The organism is Nitrosomonas sp. (assembly GCF_021731985.1).
Classification (GTDB): Bacteria; Pseudomonadota; Gammaproteobacteria; order Burkholderiales; family Nitrosomonadaceae; genus Nitrosomonas.
Genome location: NZ_JAKFWH010000081.1, coordinates 14,063 through 33,896, shown reverse-complemented (window position 1 = coordinate 33,896; position 19,834 = coordinate 14,063). Strand labels below are relative to the sequence as shown.

At 46.6% G+C, this 19,834-nt stretch carries 9 protein-coding genes; 3 read left to right on the top strand and 6 right to left on the bottom strand.

Features of this window, described 5'->3' with window-relative positions; genetic code table 11:
* Window positions 1-397 (bottom strand): IS1595 family transposase (locus QZ942_RS12165; RefSeq protein WP_292995948.1); only part of this gene is annotated, 397 nt, incomplete at its 3' end.
* Between the two features lie 543 nt (window positions 398-940).
* On the opposite strand from QZ942_RS12165, the gene QZ942_RS12160 reads away from it, so the two are divergent.
* The 3 genes from QZ942_RS12160 (at window position 941) to corA (ending at window position 13,025) form a co-directional block, all read left to right on the top strand.
* Window positions 941-11,239 carry a pre-peptidase C-terminal domain-containing protein gene (locus QZ942_RS12160; protein ID WP_292995946.1) on the top strand — a complete coding sequence of 3,433 codons (10,299 nt, stop codon included), beginning with the start codon at window positions 941-943 and terminating at the stop codon, window positions 11,237-11,239.
* Between the two features lie 323 nt (window positions 11,240-11,562).
* Window positions 11,563-11,760: a hypothetical protein gene (locus QZ942_RS12155; protein ID WP_292995944.1), complete on the top strand. Its 198-nt coding sequence runs from the start codon at window positions 11,563-11,565 to the stop codon at window positions 11,758-11,760.
* Between the two features lie 152 nt (window positions 11,761-11,912).
* Window positions 11,913-13,025, top strand: coding sequence for a magnesium/cobalt transporter CorA (gene corA, locus QZ942_RS12150; protein WP_292995942.1), 1,113 nt, complete (start codon window positions 11,913-11,915; stop codon window positions 13,023-13,025).
* Between the two features lie 72 nt (window positions 13,026-13,097).
* Here corA and QZ942_RS12145 read toward each other — a convergent pair whose 3' ends face one another.
* From QZ942_RS12145 to QZ942_RS12125, 5 genes are all read right to left on the bottom strand, one after another.
* Window positions 13,098-15,860 (bottom strand): valine--tRNA ligase, encoded by a 2,763-nt coding sequence (locus tag QZ942_RS12145; protein ID WP_292995940.1) that lies wholly within the window; start codon window positions 15,858-15,860, stop codon window positions 13,098-13,100.
* A 154-nt stretch (window positions 15,861-16,014) separates the two neighbouring features.
* A complete protein-coding gene (locus tag QZ942_RS12140; RefSeq protein ID WP_292995938.1) occupies window positions 16,015-16,371 on the bottom strand; it encodes a hypothetical protein in 357 nt (118 codons plus the stop codon).
* 20 nt (window positions 16,372-16,391) lie between these two features.
* Complete coding sequence (locus tag QZ942_RS12135; protein WP_292995936.1) at window positions 16,392-16,814, bottom strand: DNA polymerase III subunit chi; 423 nt, start codon at window positions 16,812-16,814, stop codon at window positions 16,392-16,394.
* 143 nt (window positions 16,815-16,957) lie between these two features.
* A complete protein-coding gene (locus QZ942_RS12130) occupies window positions 16,958-18,454 on the bottom strand; it encodes a leucyl aminopeptidase (protein WP_292995934.1) in 1,497 nt (498 codons plus the stop codon).
* 392 nt (window positions 18,455-18,846) lie between these two features.
* Complete coding sequence (locus QZ942_RS12125; RefSeq protein WP_292995932.1) at window positions 18,847-19,833, bottom strand: serine/threonine protein kinase; 987 nt, start codon at window positions 19,831-19,833, stop codon at window positions 18,847-18,849.
* Window position 19,834 lies beyond the last annotated feature (1 nt).

Below are 19,834 nucleotides of genomic sequence, written 5' to 3'. Positions count from 1 at the left end.
CCCGTTCGACCATCGCCTGCATCAGCTTCTGCTGAATCAGCCAAGCCGTTGGATAACTCACGCCCAACTGCCGCTTAAGGTCGAGTGCCGACAAGCCGGTCTTGGCTTGGCTGATCAGATAAATTGCTAAAAACCAAATGCTTAGCGCCAAGTGAGTGCTCTGGAACAAGGTGCCAGCGATCAGAGATGTCTGCAACCGGCAGCACTTGCATTGGAAGGTCTTGTGTTTTCCTATCTTAAGCAAGTAGTAATTCGCGTTACTACAGCCTGGGCAGCTGAATCCTTGCGGCCAACGGGACGCTTCCAATGCATCAGCGCATTGTTCATCTGTGCCAAACTGCGCAAGGAATGCAGGTAAGGACAAGCCTGCTTGGAATTGGATACGATTCATGGCCATGGCAGTTCCTCTTTGTTGGTGGGTTCGCTTGGGTCAGTATGCGCCTTATAATAGAAAAAATCGGGTTTGGCTGAACAATCTTTCTAATCAGGTGATCTTATCTAAACTATAAACGTAATTGAATTGTTATACCAGTACACATCAAACGATGCAGTTCTCTCGGTGACAAAACATTAAGGAGCTTCCGAATAACTGTCATTTCGAGCATGGCGAGAAATCTATCCTGTTGATTCCGTATAATTCTTCAATACGTTCGGAATTCAATAAATGTTTAATAATTTTCTGCTCTGAAGTAATTCATTTACCTTCGCCTATTCTGAATATCTCATATGGATTATCTAGGACAAATGTACTAATATGCGGACTAGATCGCTAAAGTACAATTGAAATATTGACTTGCAGAGACAAATTGCCAAGTGTTGCTTAAATATAAGCAGCATTTTTTATGCCTCACTTTCTCAATATTTCACTTCTTCTTGAAGAAAATTTAAGGCTGATCCATCACCGCAATATCCACAAAAATAAAACAGGAGATTGTTTTCAATGGCTGACGATTATCTGGCATCAACTGCCACAACCGGGGTTGTCAATATAGGCGGTTCAACGCCAGGTTCGATTGAGGTCGCTGGTGATCAAGACTGGTTCCAAGTTTCACTTGTGGCTGGACAAACCTACCAATTTCGTATGAACTCGGCCAGTGTGGGCGGATTGGGCGATTCTTTTCTCACTTTATATAATGCGAGTGGAAGCGAATTAATTTCCAATGATGATGGGGGCGATGGTCTCAATTCTCTGATCACGTATACGGCGTCAGAAAGTGCAGTCTACTTCCTTGGTGCACGCGCTTATTCAAGCGGAATCGGTAATTACACGGTATCTGTTGCATTAGTGACGGATGATTTTCCGGCAACAATTGCCACAACTGGGGTTGTCAATATAGGCGAATCAGCAACAGGATCGATTGAAGTCAGTGGCGATCAAGATTGGTTTCAGGTTTCACTCGTAGCTGGGCAAACCTATCAATTCCGTCTGAACTCGGGCAGTGTGAGCGGATTAAGTGATCCTTATCTCACTTTATATAATGCAAGTGGAAGTGCATTGGCTTCCAATAATGATGGAAGTGGCAGTCTCAATTCTTTGATCATGTATACGGCATCAGAAAGTGGAATCTACTTTCTGGGGGCACGTGCTAATTCAAGCGGGGTAGGCAATTACACTGTATCTGCAGCATTAGCTGTGCCCGACGATTACGCAGCAACAACTGCCACAACCGGAGTTGTCAATATAGGCGGTTCAACAACAGGATCGATTGAGAACACTGGTGATCAAGACTGGTTTAAGGCAACACTCGTAGCTGGGCAAACGTATGAATTTCGCTTGAATTCAGCCGGTTTGAGCGGATTAGGCGATCCTCAGCTCTCTCTTTTTGATGGCAGCGGCAGTTTGCTGACATCGAATAATGATGGGGACGTTGGTCTTAACTCACGCATTGTCTACACACCGTCAAAAAGCGGAACGTATTATTTGGGTGCCGGTGATCATTTAGCCAGCACGGGTGATTACATCGTTTCTGCTGATTTAATTTCCGACGATTACCCAGCAACAATTGCCACAACTGGGGTTGTTAATATCGGTGAATCAGCAACAGGGTCGATTGAGTTCAGTGGAGATCAAGATTGGTTCCAAGTTTCACTTGTGGCTGGACAGAAATATGAGTTTCGTCTGAATTCGGCGAGTGAAGGCGGATTGGGCGATCCACAACTTTCCCTTTACAACAGCAGTGGCGGTTTACTGACATCGAATAACGATGGGGATGATCTTCTTAACTCACGCATCGTCTACATACCTTTAACAAGCGGAATTTATTATCTGGGGGCCAATGGCAATTCAGCCAGCACAGGCGATTACATTGTCTCTGCTGATTTAGTACCCGACGATTATCTGGCATCAACCTCCACAGCTGGGGTTGTCAATATAGGCGGCTCAACAACAGGATCGATTGAGATCAATGGCGATCAAGATTGGTTTAAGGCAACACTCGTAGCTGGACAAACGTATGATTTTCGCTTGAATTCAGCCAGTGTGGGCGGATTAGGCGATCCTCAGCTCTCTCTTTACGACAGCAGTGGCAGTTTGCTGACATCGAATAATGATGGAGATGATCTTCTTAATTCACATATCGTCTATACACCGTCAAAAAGCGGAACGTATTATCTGGGCGCTGGCGATCATTTAACCAGCACGGGTGATTACATTGTCTCAGCTGATTTAGTGCATGTACCCGACGATTACCCTGCAACAATTGCCACAACCGGGGTCGTTAATATCGGTGATTCAGCGACAGGATCAATTGAAGTCAGTGGCGATCAAGATTGGTTCCAGGTATCGCTTATAGCCGGACAAGCCTATCAATTTCATCTGAACTCTGGCAGTGTGAGCGGATTGAGTGATCCTTATCTCACTTTATATAATGCGAGTGGAAGTATATTAGCTTCCAATAATGATGGAAGTGATAGTCTCAATTCTCTGATCACATATGCGGCGTTAGAAAGTGGAACTTACTACCTGGGTGCACGTGCAAATTCAAGCGGCACCGGCAATTACACCGTATCTGCTGCATTAATGCTGGATGATTTTCCTGCAACAACTGCCACAACCGGGGTTGTTAATATAGGAGGTTCAACGCCAGGATCGATTGAGCTCAGTGGTGATCAAGACTGGTTCCAAGTTTCACTGATGGCTGGACAAATCTACCAATTTCGTATGAATTCAGCCAGTGTGAGTGGATTGGGCGATTCTTTTCTCACTTTATATAATGCGAGTGGAAGCGCATTAGCTTCTAATGATGATGGAGGTGGTAGCCTCAATTCTCTGATCACGTATACGGCGTTAGAAAGCGGGGCCTACTATCTAGGTGCACGCGCTTATTCAAGCGGCACCGGAAATTACACGGTATCTGCTGCATTAGTGCCGGATGATTTCCCGGCAACAATTGTCACAACTGGGGTTGTCAATATAGGCGAATCAGCGACGGGAACGATTGAGATCAATGGCGATCAAGACTGGTTCCAAGTGACACTGATGGCTGGACAGAAATATGAGTTTCGACTGAACTCGGCGAGTGAAGGTGGATTGGGCGATCCTCAGTTACTTCTTTACAACAGTGGGGGCGGTTTACTGACATCGAATAATGACGGCGATGATCATTTTAATTCACGTATCGTCTATACACCTTCAACAAGCGGAACTTATTATCTGGGGGCCAATGGCAATTCGGCCAGCACAGGTAATTACATTGTCTCTGCTGATTTAGTACCCGACGATTATCTGGCATCAACCAGCACAACTGGGGTTGTGACTATCGGCGGTTCAACAACAGGAACAATTGAAATCAATGGCGATCAAGACTGGTTCGAGGTGGCGTTGGTGGCTGGGCAAACGTATGGATTTCGCCTGAACTCAGCCGGTTTGAGTGGATTAGGCGATCCTCAACTCTCACTTTATGACAGCTTTGGTAGTTTACTGACATCAAATAACGATGGCGATGATGGTCTTAATTCACTTATCGCTTACACACCATCGAAAAGCGGAACGTACTATCTGGGTGCTGGCGATCATTTAACCAATACCGGTGATTATACCGTCGCTGCGGCTTTATTAGCATCCGACGATTACCCAGCATCAATTGCCACAAGCGGAGTTGTGACTATCGGCGGTTCAACAACAGGAACGATCGAAAGCAGTAGCGATCAAGACTGGTTCCAGGTTTCACTTGCTGCCGGACAAACGTATGAATTTCGCCTGAACTCGTCCAGCGTGAGCGGATTAGGCGATCCGCAACTCTCTCTTTTTGATGGCAGTGGCAGTTTGTTGACATCGAATAACGATGGGGATGATGGTCTTAACTCACGCATTGTCTACACACCTTCAAAAGGTGGAACTTATTATCTGGGTGCTGGCGATCATTTAACCAATACCGGTGATTATACCGTCGCTGCGGCTTTATTAGCATCCGACGATTACCCGGCCTCAATTGCCACAAGCGGAGTTGTGACTATCGGCGGTTCAACTACAGGAACGATCGAAAGCAGTGGCGATCAAGATTGGTTCCAAGTTTCACTTACTGCCGGACAAACGTATGATTTTCGTCTGAACTCAGCCGGATTGAGCGGATTGGGCGATCCGCAACTCTCTCTTTTTGATGGCAGTGGCAGTTTGTTGACATCGAATAACGATGGGGACGACGGTCTTAACTCACGCATTGTCTACACACCTTCAAAAGGTGGAACTTATTATCTGGGTGCTGGCGATCATTTAACCAGCACGGGTGATTACACCGTCGCTGCGGCTTTATTAGCATCCGACGATTACCCGGCATCAATTGCCACAAGCGGAGTTGTGACTGTCGGCGGTTCAACAACAGGAACGATCGAAAGCAGTAACGATCAAGACTGGTTCCAGGTTTCACTTGCTGCCGGACAAACGTATGAATTTCGCCTGAACTCAGCCGGTTTGAGCGGATTAGGCGATCCTCAGCTCTCTCTTTTTGATGGCAGTGGTAGTTTGCTGACATCGAATAACGATGGGGATGATGGTCTTAACTCACGCATTATCTACACACCGTCGAAAAGTGGAACGTATTATCTGGGTGCTGGCGATCATTTAACCAATACCGGTGATTACACCATCGCTGCGGCTTTATTAGCATCCGACGATTACCCGGCATCAATTGCCACAAGCGGAGTTGTCACTGTTGGCGGTTCAACGACAGGAACGATCGAAAGCAGTAGCGATCAAGACTGGTTCCAAGTTTCACTTGTAGCTGGACAAACGTATGAATTTCGCCTGAACTCAGCCGGTTTGAGCGGATTAGGCGATCCTCAGCTCTCTCTTTTTGACGGCAGTGGCAGTTTGCTGACATCGAATAATGATGGGGATGATGGCCTTAATTCACATATCGTCTATACACCGTCAAAAAGCGGAACGTATTATCTCGGCACTGGCGATCATTTAACCAGCACGGGTGATTACGTTGTCTCGGCTGCTCTTGTGCCAGTTGATGAAGAGCACCCCCCTGTTGCCAATGAAGATTCTTACACGGTCACAAGCGGCTTATCACTGGTTATTAATGCGTTAACAGGCGTGCTGGCTAACGATTCAGATAGTGATGGTGATTCCCTCACGGCATCATTGGTCACACCTGTCAGTCACGGTACTTTAAATCTGAATGCAGATGGCTCGTTTTCTTACACTCCTGATGCAGGATATACCGGTACCGATACCTTTATCTATCGGGCTTTTGATGGAGCCAGCTACAGTCCTCCAACACTGGTAACAATTTCGGTTAGTTCAGCTGAGCCGCCGTCAATCACAGGTAAACTCGAGGTGCCTACTAGTCTTTATCCTGCCGAGGTGGGAGTGAGCCGATTCTCCTATGCGAATAACTCAACTTTGCCATTGGCGGGTACTCTGCTTGTGGCACAAGCGTCAAATGGCGGACTATTGGCCGATCCGCTTACCGGTGAATTTTCCGATAGCATTTTTCTGCTCGGCTTGGGCGATGGCTTGGGTGCTTTGGATTCGGGTGAAACAGGTGCTTTGGATTTTTCCACAAAAATGGCGACCACACTTAAGTTAATGACTGTTTCGGTTTCCATCGTTGATCCTAACCAGGGAATCGATTGGGGCTCCCTTGAATCAAAATTGAAACCGGAATGGTTATCGGATACCCAATGGCATCGTGTATTTACCAATTTCCAGGCTGAAGCCGGAACCAGCGTCGGTAGTCTTATCGATACACTGGCTGAGAATGGTCACTATTTGACTTCACTGGGAGTCAGGAGCGATAGCGCCCTGGCTGCATTGGCTTTCGAGCTGGAACAAGCCGGTGATTTCGGCTCGCTGGTTGAGCGTTCCACTGAAGGCACAGCAGGCACAGGCTGGGCCTTCCTGGGTGACTTGAAACTGGATATTGCTGCCAATGGGGATGCTGCACTGCGTGGTTCTACTGATTTGAACACGCTGTTTACGTTGAATGCCCGTGATGCCGCCTACTACACAGTATCGGTTTCCGTGGGGCAAACGATTAATTTAGATGGCTATTCATTAGGCGCTGTACCTCCCCTGCATCCGGTCTTTACTAAGAATATTGACGGATCCTATGCTTCCTCAGGAAACATGGAAGGTACGTTAATTCATACTGCCGATGGTTTCAAGCTCGAACAATCGAATGGCAATACGCTTTTCTTCAACCATTCTGGCGCATTTATTAAAGCCACTGCACTCAATGGATTCGAAGCAACAGCATCTTATGATGCTTCAGGTCGCATTATCGGTTTCACTGGCCCGAATGGTAATGCGCTGACGATTAATCGAGATGCAAGTGGTAATGTGTTATCTGTAACTGATGCCAATGGTCAGACGATCTCGCTGGCTTATTCAAGCAGTGGCAATCAACTTATTTCCGCAACCAGCAGTGCCGGTACCGCTAATTTTGCCTACGATGCCAACGGTGACTTGGATAGGACGACCGCTGCAGGCGGCGCAACCATTGCTTATGCCTATGACGCAGCAGGACGGCTCGCGTCAGCATCCGTAGCGGATGGGCTAGAAACCGCTTCATTCAGTTACGATGATCTCGGAGGCTACACGGTTACCGATGGTGCAGGCCGTACTGCGCATATCAGCTTGGCTCCTGATGGACAAGCTGCCACCATCACCGATAGCACGGGTGCGGCAGCATCCTTGGTCTATGACACACAAGGCAATCTAACCGGAATGAGGCTTCCGGATGGCTCCACGGTCGCGTTTGCGTTCGATGCACAGGGGCGCCCAACTTCGTTCATCGATGCCACTGGCGCAACACTGGCCTATTCCTATGATGACACACTGAACGTGCCGGTGAGTTTCACCGATGCGAATGGATCCACCCGGCACTTTGCCTACAATGACAAAGGACAGTTGACGCAAGCCACCTGGGTGGATGGCACGCATTTGAATTTTGGTTTTGATACCAATGGAAATGTCAGCAACTTTACCAATCGGCGTGGAGACTCAGCATCCTATGATTATGATGCGCGTGGCCAGTTGATTGGCCAATCCGCTGGTACTTCCGGTCCTGTTAATTACACCTATGACGCGTCAGGGCGCATGTTGACAGCAACGGCGGCTGAAGGAACCACTGCGCTTAGTTATGATGCCGCAGGGCGCGTCACCGAAATTGAATACCCGAATGGTCGATCTTTGACTTATACCTACGATACGGGTGGTCGCCGCACGTCGATGACCGATCAGGATGGTAAAGCGCAGCTTTACCAGTACGATACGGCTGGACGTTTGATCAACCTCAGCAACAATACGGGTACTTTGGTCGACTATACGTATGATGCTGCCGGTAACCTGATTCGTGAAGACAATGGCAATGGCACAGCAACCACGTATAGCTACGATGCAGCCGGCCGGTTGCGGGAAATTATCAACCTGGATGCCCATGGCAGTGAAAATTCCCATTACACCTACAGCTATGACAGTGCGGGCAATCGTATTGGAATGGAAACCTCCGAGGGGACCTGGGCTTATGGTTATGATGCAGTCGGGCAGCTCACTTCGGCGCAATTCACCTCAACCCGTGTAGGCTTGCCCGACAAGCATATCGAATATGTCTATGACGCTGCAGGAAATCGAGTAAGTCAAATCGAAGATGGTGTCACGACACACTACACCGCCAATGCGCTGAATCAATATCAAACAGCGGGAGATGCTAATCTTTCGTACGACGCTGATGGTAATCTGATCAGCAAAACAGATTCGAGCGGCACCTGGCACTATGCTTATGACCTGGAAAACCGTCTGGTTTCAGTGACGACGGCCGCGGGTGATGTGACGCAGTATGAATACGATGTGTTTGGCAACCGCTCGGCGACGATTGAGAATGGCGTACGTGCGGAATTCCTTATTGATCCTTTTGGATTGGGGGATGTGGTGGACGAATATGCTCATGATGGATCGCTGATTGCTTCTTACGCGCATGGATTGGGATTAGCCAGCCGGATCGCAGAAGATGGCTCAGCCACTTATTATGATATCGATGGTGTCGGGTCAGTGACTGGTATGACCGATAGCACCGGATCGCTGGTAAACCGTTATGACTATGCCCCTTTTGGCACTGAGTTGTTTAAAGATGAGACTATTGATAATCCGTATGAATTCAATGGTGCACTGGGTGTATCGGAAGAAGCAAACGGCCTCAATTACATGCGTGCACGATTTTATGATGGCAATATGGGGCGATTTTTGTCGGAAGATCCGCTCTGGATAACAGGTGATCAAATAAATCTCTATCGATTTGCTGGTAATTCTTCAATTACATATCTCGATCCTGAAGGATCGCGTACTATTACCTTTGGTGGCTCAGGCAATTATTTTCTTGGTGCTGGTTTTGGTCTCGGAGCTGGTGCTTATTATGATGAAGAAAGTAGAGATTATGGTTTTTATCTAACAGGACGTGGTGGTATAGGTATACAAGCAGATCTTGGTGGTGGGTTTGGATATTATTCAAGCTTAGACGGCCTATCAGGTCATGCTATATCTGTAGATGTGGATGCTGGTTTATCAGTTGGTGGATCAATTTCCTATACAGATCAAGGGCCTCATCCGGGAATGTCGGGGTATGGATTTACTGTTGGTACAGGTGTAGGTATTGGAGCAAGTGTAGGACTCTCAGAAACTGGAGTTTTTTCGATAAAAAAAATCTTAGATGCCATTGCTAACCTATTTCATTCTTTGGTTAAAGAAATAATAGAAACAAGTACTCCTAACAATAATGGTTTCTCAAACGGCGATCCTCACCTTCGCACCTTCGATGGTCATCAGTACGATTTCCAATCAGTCGGTGAATTTACTTTAGTGCGTGGCACGGACCCCGGTTTGGAAATACAAGTGCGTCAACAGCCTTGGGGAGATCGTGATGTTTCCGTTAATGCCGCGGTCGCCATGCGTGTTGGTGATGATGTGGTGGGCATTTATAAAGATCAACCCAATTCGGTCAATATCAACGGTGAATTCGTGGTTATCGTCGATGGCGAAACGATTGCAGTGGGCGGTGGTTCTATCTACCGGGAAGGCAATGCTTACATAGTAACTAATGCGCACGGCGATGGTTTCCTGGCTAATTTCCGTTCCGCTTTCATCGATGTGAACACCTTTCTGAGCAATGACCGTAGCGGCGAAATTTCAGGGTTGCTCGGCAATCACGATGGCGATCGTACCAACGATATCGCACTTGCCAATGGCACAGTCCTAGCTGGCCATGTTTCTGCGATAGATTTGTACGGCGCATTCGCGGATTCCTGGCGCATCACACCGGAAACCTCTTTGTTCGTATACGCAGACGGGCAATCCACCGATACATTTACCAATCGCGATTTTCCTGCGCACGCCATTACGGTTAACGATCTTGATCCTGCGGTACGGGCTGCGGCAGAGGAAATCGTGCGTGGTGTCGGTTTGACGGAAGGCACCCTTGAGTTCGAGAATGCGGTGCTGGATGTCGCGTTGACTGGTTCAGTCGAATTCGCGCTAGCTGCATTGGAACAGGTGCAAGTTTTTGGGCCTTCAGTAGGCCTTAACTTGAATGCGGGCGACAATGCGGTGCTGAATGAAGGCGATACGTTCAATCGTCTGATCAGTATTACTGATGATGCGGATGCCGATAACGACGGCAGAACCTATAGTATTAATTGGGGAGATGGTTCGGCCAGTGAAACAGGCACTATTGCAGCGGGTGTCTATAGCGCTAATATCAACCGCTCCTTTGCAGATGGCAATGCCAGTCATACTGTCAGTATTACAGTATCGGATGGCAGTGAGGATACGATAACACAGCAATTTGCGATTAATGTTAACGATGTAGCGCCAACGATTGCTTTGTCAGGCGCTCCGAGTGTGAACGAAGGCATTGGCTATACGCTCAATCTGGGTGCAATCACTGATCCGGGAACTGATACGGTCACCAGTTACATCGTCAATTGGGGCGATGGTAGCAGTGATTCCTATAGTGCGGCTGGGGATGTCACACATACTTTCGCTGCCGATGGCAACTATACAATCAGCACCGATCTGATTGACGAGGATGGCACACATGTCAATGCCGGTAATTTGGCTGTGCTGGTCAATGATGTCATTCCACCTGAAAAAGTGCGAATCGGCGATGCACCGATGTTCATTCCATCATCTGAACCGAATGCTTGGTTAAATGACTGGACCAATGAAGCCATCCGCATTAGCCATAAATCCAATTACCTGAATCCGGCAGAAATTTGGAGTAGTGCAGCTTTAAATGGAACCAAGCCGGATGTGTTATCGGGCGGGGATATTTTCAGAGGTGACATTGGTGTGAGCGGGCAATCGCTTAAAACATCCTCAATACCTCAGGAGATTGATGGCACGGAAGCGTTGCGGTTCGATCTGACTAAAGAAGCTACTAGCGTCACGATTGATTTATATGCATTTAACGTGGATCAATCAGGGAAAAATTTTGAAGCAGGCCGGTTACAGTTGTTGGATAGCTCCGGATTGGTGGTTGATGAGTTAACATTTAATGCCAATGCTACCGGCATAAGCAAGACGATTACTTTGGATCATGCCAGCGGTTTCTCCTCGGTGGTGTTCACAGCCGGTGCTTACAATGGTGATGCGTTTGTTTTTGGAGGTTTTGCCAATGCATCCGGGGATTATTTGAGTAATCCAGTAAATTACGGCCATGGCGGCATATGGGATGGAAGCGATTATTTGGTGAGTGCCATTGAATTTGAGTTTGGGAATGTTACGCTCGTCGGTGTTTAGACAGTCAATGTGAAAAGATTTATTTGAAAGTTGATGCCTGGAGGTAATGATGAGTTATCTCCAGGAACATCGAAGCAAATAGAATTCTTTTATACGCATAGATTAAGGAACCTCTGAATAACTGTCATTTCGAGCATGGCGAGAAATCTATACTGTTGATTGCCAAAGATTCCTCACTACGATCGGAATGACAAAGGTGAGTTAATCAGAGATTCCTTAAGCACAAGCCCTTGGTAGTGTCATAAATTCTTCATAATTCAGTCATCAAATCTTCACACTGACAGATTAAGCTTACTGACATTATTAATGCTCAGGAGAAAGTCATGTATTGCTTGATTAAAGAATGGCCAAATAAAATGGCAACCTTGATGACCGAAGATGGTGTGGTACTCTGGACATTCAGTGATATAGAAGAAGCCCGTAAGGTCTGGCAAGATTGGTGCTCCCTTCAAAATGACCGAATTTCCAATCAAATCCAGTATCTCGGCAAATCGGGTTTATCTGAACAGAATATTCCCTGATACGCTTTCCGGTAATTCAACTAAATTTGCAATTTTCTGATCGTTATCGATCAGTCCTAATCTTTTTCACTGGTTTCTTGCAGTATATTCCCCCAGCCGTAAGCAAAGCTCTTAGAATAAGTATCTTGGCCATTCGTTCCGGGTAAGCTTCTATGAGTTCCATTTCTCCATCAGGACACCTCCTGCAGCAAAAAACCACTAAAAAAGTATTAAGCAGTGCGGCCGATAAATCCGGGTTTCCCGCGGGAACGCTGGTGCATGTTGGCGAAAAACATGAATCGGAATCTAAAATTACCGTGACGCAATACAATGCGGATACTTTGACGCGCGATGAAATCACTTCGATTGCAGAACTGCAGCATTTAAAAAACGCGGAACTGATTACTTGGGTGAATGTGGATGGGCTAAGTGATATTCATATTGTGGAAAGTATCGGCCTGGAATTGAATATTCATCCCCTGGTACTGGAAGATATTCTAAGTACCCACCAACGCCCCAAACTGGAAGAATATGATGATTTTCTGTATATGGTTATCAAAGGTATTAGTCTTAACCGGGAGAAAAACTTTTGCTTGCAGTACGAGCAAATCAGTATCCTGCTGTTAGCCAATTATGTGGTCACGTTTAAAGAAAAAGCTGATGATACATTTGATCCCATATATAACCACCTGCAAAACCGCAATGGCCGCTTACGGCAGTTTGGCAGTGATTACTTGGCGTACGTTATCCTTGATACGATAGTTGATGAATATTTTGTTGTAGAAGATAGTTTGGATGATGTCATTGATCCCTTGGAAGACGACATATTGTTCAATTCCAGTAAAGAGATGCTGCAAACCGTGCAACAGATACGCCGTGGTTTGATTTCTATGAAACGCAATGTTTCTCCACTGCGCGAGTTATTGGCGACAATTCAGCGTATCGATACCCCCTTGTTACAGGAAAAAACGCTGCGTTATTACGGGGATGTTTATGATCATGTGCTACGCGTAACCGATTCACTCGAATCTTATCGAGAAAGGATTTCTGCCATGCATGATATTTATCTTTCCAGTATCAGCAATAAATTGAATGAAACGATGAAAGTCCTGACTATTTTTGCATCTATTTTTATACCATTGACTTTTATCGCCGGTATTTATGGAATGAATTTTGAATACATGCCGGAATTAAAATGGCGTTGGGCTTATCCGGCGATATGGGTAATTTTTATTACGATTAGTTTAGGGCTGCTCTATTATTTTAAAAAGAAAAAATGGCTATAGTTCTTATCAGTAATGCCCGGCAATTGAGTTGAGTAGATTTTTTTCTCTGGCGTTTTATCAATCCTAGCGTAATCAATTCAGTTTCTGTAATTGTTCATTCAGGTTATCAAGTTTTGTATGAAATGCGGTCAAACGATCTTTTTCCTGCGCCACAACGTTTGCCGGAGCGCGTTCGACAAAGCTTGGGTTTGATAGTTTGGTTTGCGCTTTGGCGATTTCTGCTTCGAGACGTGTTATTTCTTTGGTCAAACGTTCGCGCTCAGCTTCGATATCGATTTCAATTTTTAGCATCAACTTGAAATCTCTTACGAGGGATACCGGTGCATCCGCATCGGGCAGCCCATCCTGGCAAATTTCTATGCCGGATAACTTGACCAGAGACAATAAGTACGGTGAGTAATCCGTCAATGTTTGCAGATTTCCGGCCGCTAGCAGTGGTACTTTTAATGCTGGCGACAGGTTCATTTCACTGCGCAGTGTGCGACAGGCATTGATCATCTCTTTCAGTAAATTAATATTCTCAATGGCTTGCGGATCGATAGCCGCTGGATTCGCGATTGGATAAGGCTGGCACATAATGCTTGCACCCGGTTTCCCAGCCAATGGCGAAACTTTCTGCCACAACTCCTCGGTAATAAATGGAATAACCGGATGAGCCAACCGTAACATGGTTTCCAATACCCGCACCAAGGTACGGCGTGTTGCCCGCTGTATCGCGTCTTGATCACTATTTAACTGTACTTTGGCAAGCTCAACATACCAATCGCAGTATTCATCCCAAACCAATTCGTAAATTTCGCGTGCGGCCAAATCAAAACGGTAATTGCTGAATGCTTGTTCAACCGCTAGCTCGGCTTGCTGTAAACGGCTGATGATCCAATGATCTGCGGCGGAGTATGTGACTGGTAACGCTTCATCCACCCCGGTATCTTTCCCTTCACAATTCATCATGACATAGCGGGTCGCGTTCCAGAGCTTGTTACAGAAATTTCTGTACCCTTCGCAACGCTGCATATCAAATTTGATATCTCGCCCATGAGATGCCAGGCTGGCGAATGTAAAGCGCAAGGCATCGGTGCCGAAAGCCGGGATGCCTTCGGGAAAATGTTTGCGAGTGTTTTTCTCAATGGATTCGGCTTGTTTCGGATTCATTAATCCGGTCGTGCGCTTTGCAATCAAAGCGGGCAGGGTGATGCCGTCAATCAAATCCAGTGGATCCAGCACATTGCCTTTGGACTTACTCATTTTCTGACCTTCAGCATCACGAATTAGGCCGGTGATGTACACTTCTTTGAATGGCACTTTACCGGTGAAATGCAGCGACATCATCACCATGCGTGCGACCCAAAAGAAAATAATGTCAAAGCCGGTGATGAGCACCGAAGTCGGCAGGAAGGTTTTTAGTTCCGGTGTTTCATCCGGCCAGCCCAAGGTGGAGAATGGCCAGAGCGCTGACGAGAACCAGGTATCCAGCACATCATCATCTTGTTTCAGATTGTTTTTCCCGGAGAGCTGTTGCGCTTCTTCCAGACTATGCGCAACCGTAATGTTGCCGTCTTCGTCGTACCATGCGGGAATGCGGTGTCCCCACCATAATTGACGGGAAATGCACCAGTCCTGGATATTTTCCAGCCACTGATTGTAGACATGTGTCCAGTTGTCCGGCGTAAATTTGACTTCACCATTCGCGACGACGTCCAATCCACGTTTGGCCAAACCTTCCATTGCAACATACCATTGATCGGTCAGCATCGGCTCAATAATGGTATTGGTTCGATCACCACGTGGCGCCATGAGTTTATGGGACTTGGTTTCAACCAAGAAACCTTGTATTTCCAGATCAGCAATGATCTTTTTCCTGGCGTCAAAGCGATCCAGCCTCTGATATTCAGTGGGTGCCAGATCATTGATTTTTCCATCCAGAGTAAGAATGTTGATGGGAATCAAATGATGCCGTTGCCCCACCTGATAATCATTAAAATCGTGCGCCGGAGTGATTTTGACACACCCTGTGCCGAATTCCAGATCGACATAAGTGTCTGCAATGATCGGGATTGTCCGCTCACACAGCGGCAGCCTGACATGACGTCCGATCAGGTGTTGATAACGCGGATCGTCGGGATGTACGGCAACCGCGACATCGCCAAGCATGGTTTCAGGGCGAGTGGTGGCGACAATTAAAGATTCTGTGTGTTCGGTATGAATGCCATCCGCCTGTTCCAGCGGATAACGAATATGCCACAAGGAACCATTTTCTTCTGTCGCTACCACTTCCAGATCGGAAACTGCTGTTTGTAGTACTGGATCCCAATTCACCAATCGCTTGCCGCGATAAATGAGTCCTTCGCGATAGAGGCGCACAAAAACTTCAGTGACTGCACGCGATAAAGCGGCATCCATGGTGAAGCGTTCGCGTGTCCAGTCGCAGGAAGTGCCTAGGCGCCGCATTTGCCGGGTGATCGTGGAGCCGGATTCTTCTTTCCATTGCCATACTTTTTCCAGAAATGCTTCCCGTCCCAACTCGCGCCGATCAAGCTTTTGCTGATCCAGTTGACGTTCAACCACAATTTGCGTGGCAATGCCGGCATGGTCAGTACCTGGCTGCCATAATGTGTTATCCCCTAACATACGGTGGTAGCGTGTCAACGCATCCATCAAGGTATGCTGGAACGCATGCCCCATATGCAAAGTGCCCGTGACATTGGGTGGCGGCAACATAATGCAGTAGGCGGATTGGTCTGTTACAGCGGCTGGTTTGAAATAGCCAGCCGATTCCCAGATGGAATACCAACGATCTTCAATGCTTTTAGGGTCAAAACTTTTTTCGAGTTCCATGGGGTTTAAAGTTGTATTGAATGGTGCAAATAAGACCGCCATTATAGCGGATGGCATTTCGGTGCGTATGACAACAAACAAATGCTTCTTTCTATCAATCGAGGAGAACTGTCTATGGCGAGAGATTGAAGGGGGCGGAGTTGTGCGGGTAGGGTTATTTGATTTGGTTTGCCAGGCGAGCTTCCAGTGCATTCGCCAGAGCTTTTCTATCCAAGACATCCATTTCGATGTGGGCGTCTGCCAGCGCGGCATCGAGTATTTGCCGGATGGGCGTCAAGCGCTTCGGTTGCGGTTGTATAACTGCTGGATGGAGGATTACAGCTTCAGTTAACACCGGTATTTTGTTCGCTACGGCGGGCGTTGGTTTGTCAACTGGTAACGGTGGGGCAGAAGTGACACTCATGTTAGGGTTAGCGATTATATTGCCTTGATTCTGATATTTACTCAGTAAACTACGGAATTTTGCCAATATCTCAGAATCGTCGGTATCTGAAGTTTTATCATCATTCATCGTAGAGTGACTCTATTTAATCAATCAAGATTGAAATGTTGTATTTCATAACCGGCATCTTTATAAAAACGGTAGCGCTCACGGGCCGCCAGTTTATCCTCATGAGAAATTCCCGCTATCTCGATGATCCTGTTGAACTGATTGAATACAGGCGGATATTGCTGGTGCAGATTAAGCAGCACGTCATAATGACTGTCCGGTGGGATCCGGTCACTTAAAATAACAGGCGTGACATTGACCAACTGAGGGTCATCTTGAATAGTACAATGCGGAATAAAGCTGGTAGGGGAGAAAGTCCAAAGTAACTCATTGAATCGTTCAAGTACTGCCGCATCAGGGGTATAAACCATTACTTTCATATTTTGTTTGACAGCCTTGGAACAAAGCCGGCAGGCTGTTTGCAATTTATCGTTGGATCCCGAATAGAAATAAATTTGAGTCATTCTATATTCAATCTGCTTAACGCTTCACTATCAATTCGCATGGCCACCGCGTCATTATTGCTGATTAGTTCGGCGCACACATGGAATAATTATGCATTATTCATCATGGGTCTAGGAATTAATCAGCAAGTTTGAGCGCTATGTTAATTGCCTATCTTAGCTTGTGTAATTAAGAACTGCGTCAATAGCGGAACAGGTCGCCCGGTTGAACCTTTTTCTTTGCCGGATTTCCATGCTGTACCGGCGATATCCAGATGAGCCCAACGGTATTTTTTGGTAAAACGGGATAAAAAGCAAGCGGCTGTGATGGTTCCTGCGGCTCGTCCCCCAATATTGGCAATATCCGCAAAATTGCTTTTCAATAAATCCTGATATTCATCCCACAAAGGTAACTGCCAGGCGCGGTCAACGGCTTGCTCGCCGGCAGCCAAAAGTTCCTGCGCCAATTTGTCATCGTTGCTGATCAATCCTGTCGTAAAATTCCCGAGTGCGATCACACACGCGCCGGTCAAAGTTGCGATATCAATCACTACTTTCGGATTATAGCGTTCTGCATACGTTAAAGCGTCACACAAAATCAAGCGCCCTTCTGCGTCAGTATTGAGAATCTCGATTGTTTGGCCAGACATGCTGGTTACCACATCGCCCGGCTTTGTTGCTTTGCCACCAGGCATATTTTCGGTTGCTGGAATGATCCCAACCACATTAATTGGTAACTTCATTTCGGCAATTGCAAGCAGCGTTCCCAAAACACTGCCGGCACCACTCATGTCGAATTTCATCTCATCCATTTCTGCAGCGGGTTTGAGTGAAATACCACCGGTATCAAAGGTAACGCCTTTCCCTACCAAAACAATCGGGCTGTCTTTTTTGCCCGATCCTTGGTATTCCAGCACAATCAATTTTGCTGGTTGCTCGCTACCCCGTGCGACGGCGAGAAGAGAACCCATGCCTAGCTTTTCCATATCTTTTTCTTCAAGTACAGATGCTTTGAGTTTGTGGGTTTTGGCAAGATCTTTAGCCTGTTTAGCCAGATATGCGGGTGTGCAAATATTCGGTGCAAGATTGCCCAGATCTTTCGCCAGATTCATGCCATGTGCTATCGCCAGGTTTTGCTGCACGGATTCTTCGCAGGCCGCCAACTCAGTACGACTATCAATGCACAATACTAGCTTGCGTAAACTACGCGGACTGTTTTCCGGCTTACTTTTAAGCTGATCAAACCGGTAGTTGCTGCTGCTTGCGGCAATGATAATTCGTGATACTTTCCATGGATTTGCCCGTTCCTTGATTGGGAAGTCGGATAAAAACAGCGTTGCATCGGTAACGGCTGTTTTTTGTAAGGTGTTTAAAGTAGTATTGATTGCAGACAGAAATGTTTTTTCCTTGAATTCCTGTTCCTTGCCTAATCCAATCAATAAAACCCTTTTAAACAGCGTATCTGGAACATTATGCAATAACAGCGCGGTGTTGGCCTTGCCATCCATATCGCCCAGAGCAAGTATGTTTTTAATATACCCTTGGGTGATTTTATCCAGAATTTTGGCTGAATCGGTCAATTTTTTTGATTCAAAAATACCCACTACTACACAGGCTCCACGTTGTTTCTCCGGGGTTCCTACTTTTATTCCAAAATCCACGTCAGACTCCTTTTTTAGAAAAATTTTTCAAGTAATTCATTTATATCGTTTATTTTTTGGCGCTCTTGTAGCCGAATTGTTTCAAATAATCAAAACAATTTATACGGAAGATTAATAGCATAACACTTGCTTAATTGAAACAATGAATACTTGTAAGGGGAGCCACTTGAAAAATTACCCAACGGCAAGCGGAATAAGTTAATAAAGACAGATCTGGAAAATAACCGGAATGCTTGCAGTCTTTTAAAAACGAGAATTCAGACTGAAAGTGCCGGGTTTCTCATTGGCCTGTTATAAATGCAATAAGGATGCAGATTCGCATGGCATTGATACCTTACGTAATATATACAATACGAAATGTTTTCATAATGGGCAGCGGAATTTCATGTAACTTAGCTTATCAGCCCTATCGGCGGCTCATCCATCAGCGCGATCTGTTCGCGTAATTCCAGAACGCGCTCTTGCCAATAGCATTGCGTATTAAACCACGGAAAGGCTTGTTTGAAGGCTGGATCGTCCCATCGTTGTGCCAGCCAGGCGGAATAATGAATCAAGCGCAAGGTGCGTAGGGCTTCGATCAGATGCACTTCATTTGAATCAAAGTCGTAAAAGTCTTCATACCCAGCCAGTACGTCATTCAATTGTCGCACCATGTCAGTACGCTCGCCCGACAACAACATCCACAAGTCCTGCACCGCAGGCCCCATACGACTATCATCGAAATCTACGAAGTGCGGACCGCTATCCGTCCACAGCACATTGCCAGCATGGCAATCTCCATGCAGACGTAGTGCTTTTATATGGTTGCCGGCACGCTCAAAGCAAAGACGCACGCCAACCAGTGATTGTTCTGCCACGCTGCGATAGGCAGCCTCAAGATCAGCCGGGATAAAATTATTTGTCAGTAAAAAATCAAGTGGTTCTAAACCGAAGCTCGCTATGTCCAGTGTGGGGCGATGTTGAAACGGTTTAAGTGCGCCAACAGCGTGGATACGACCCAAAAAGCGCCCCATCCATTCCAGCGTGTTCCGATCTTCAAATTCTGGCGCACGTCCGCCGTGTTTGGGAAAAACGGCGAAACGAAATCCTTCGAAGGCGTGTAGAGTTTTTCCACCCAACACCAATGCAGGTACCACAGGAATTTCGCGCTCGGCCAATTCTTGGACGAAGGCGTGTTCTTCAAGGATAGCTTCATCTGTCCAACGCTCCGGCCGATAAAATTTTGCTACCAGCGGCAGGCCTTCTTCCATGCCTACCTGATAGACGCGGTTCTCATAGCTATTCAGTGCTAACAAGCGACCATCGCTGTGGCAGCCCAAGCTATCCAACGCGTTCATGACGCAATCGGGGGTAAGTAAAGAGAAAGCTGGCGATGTCACC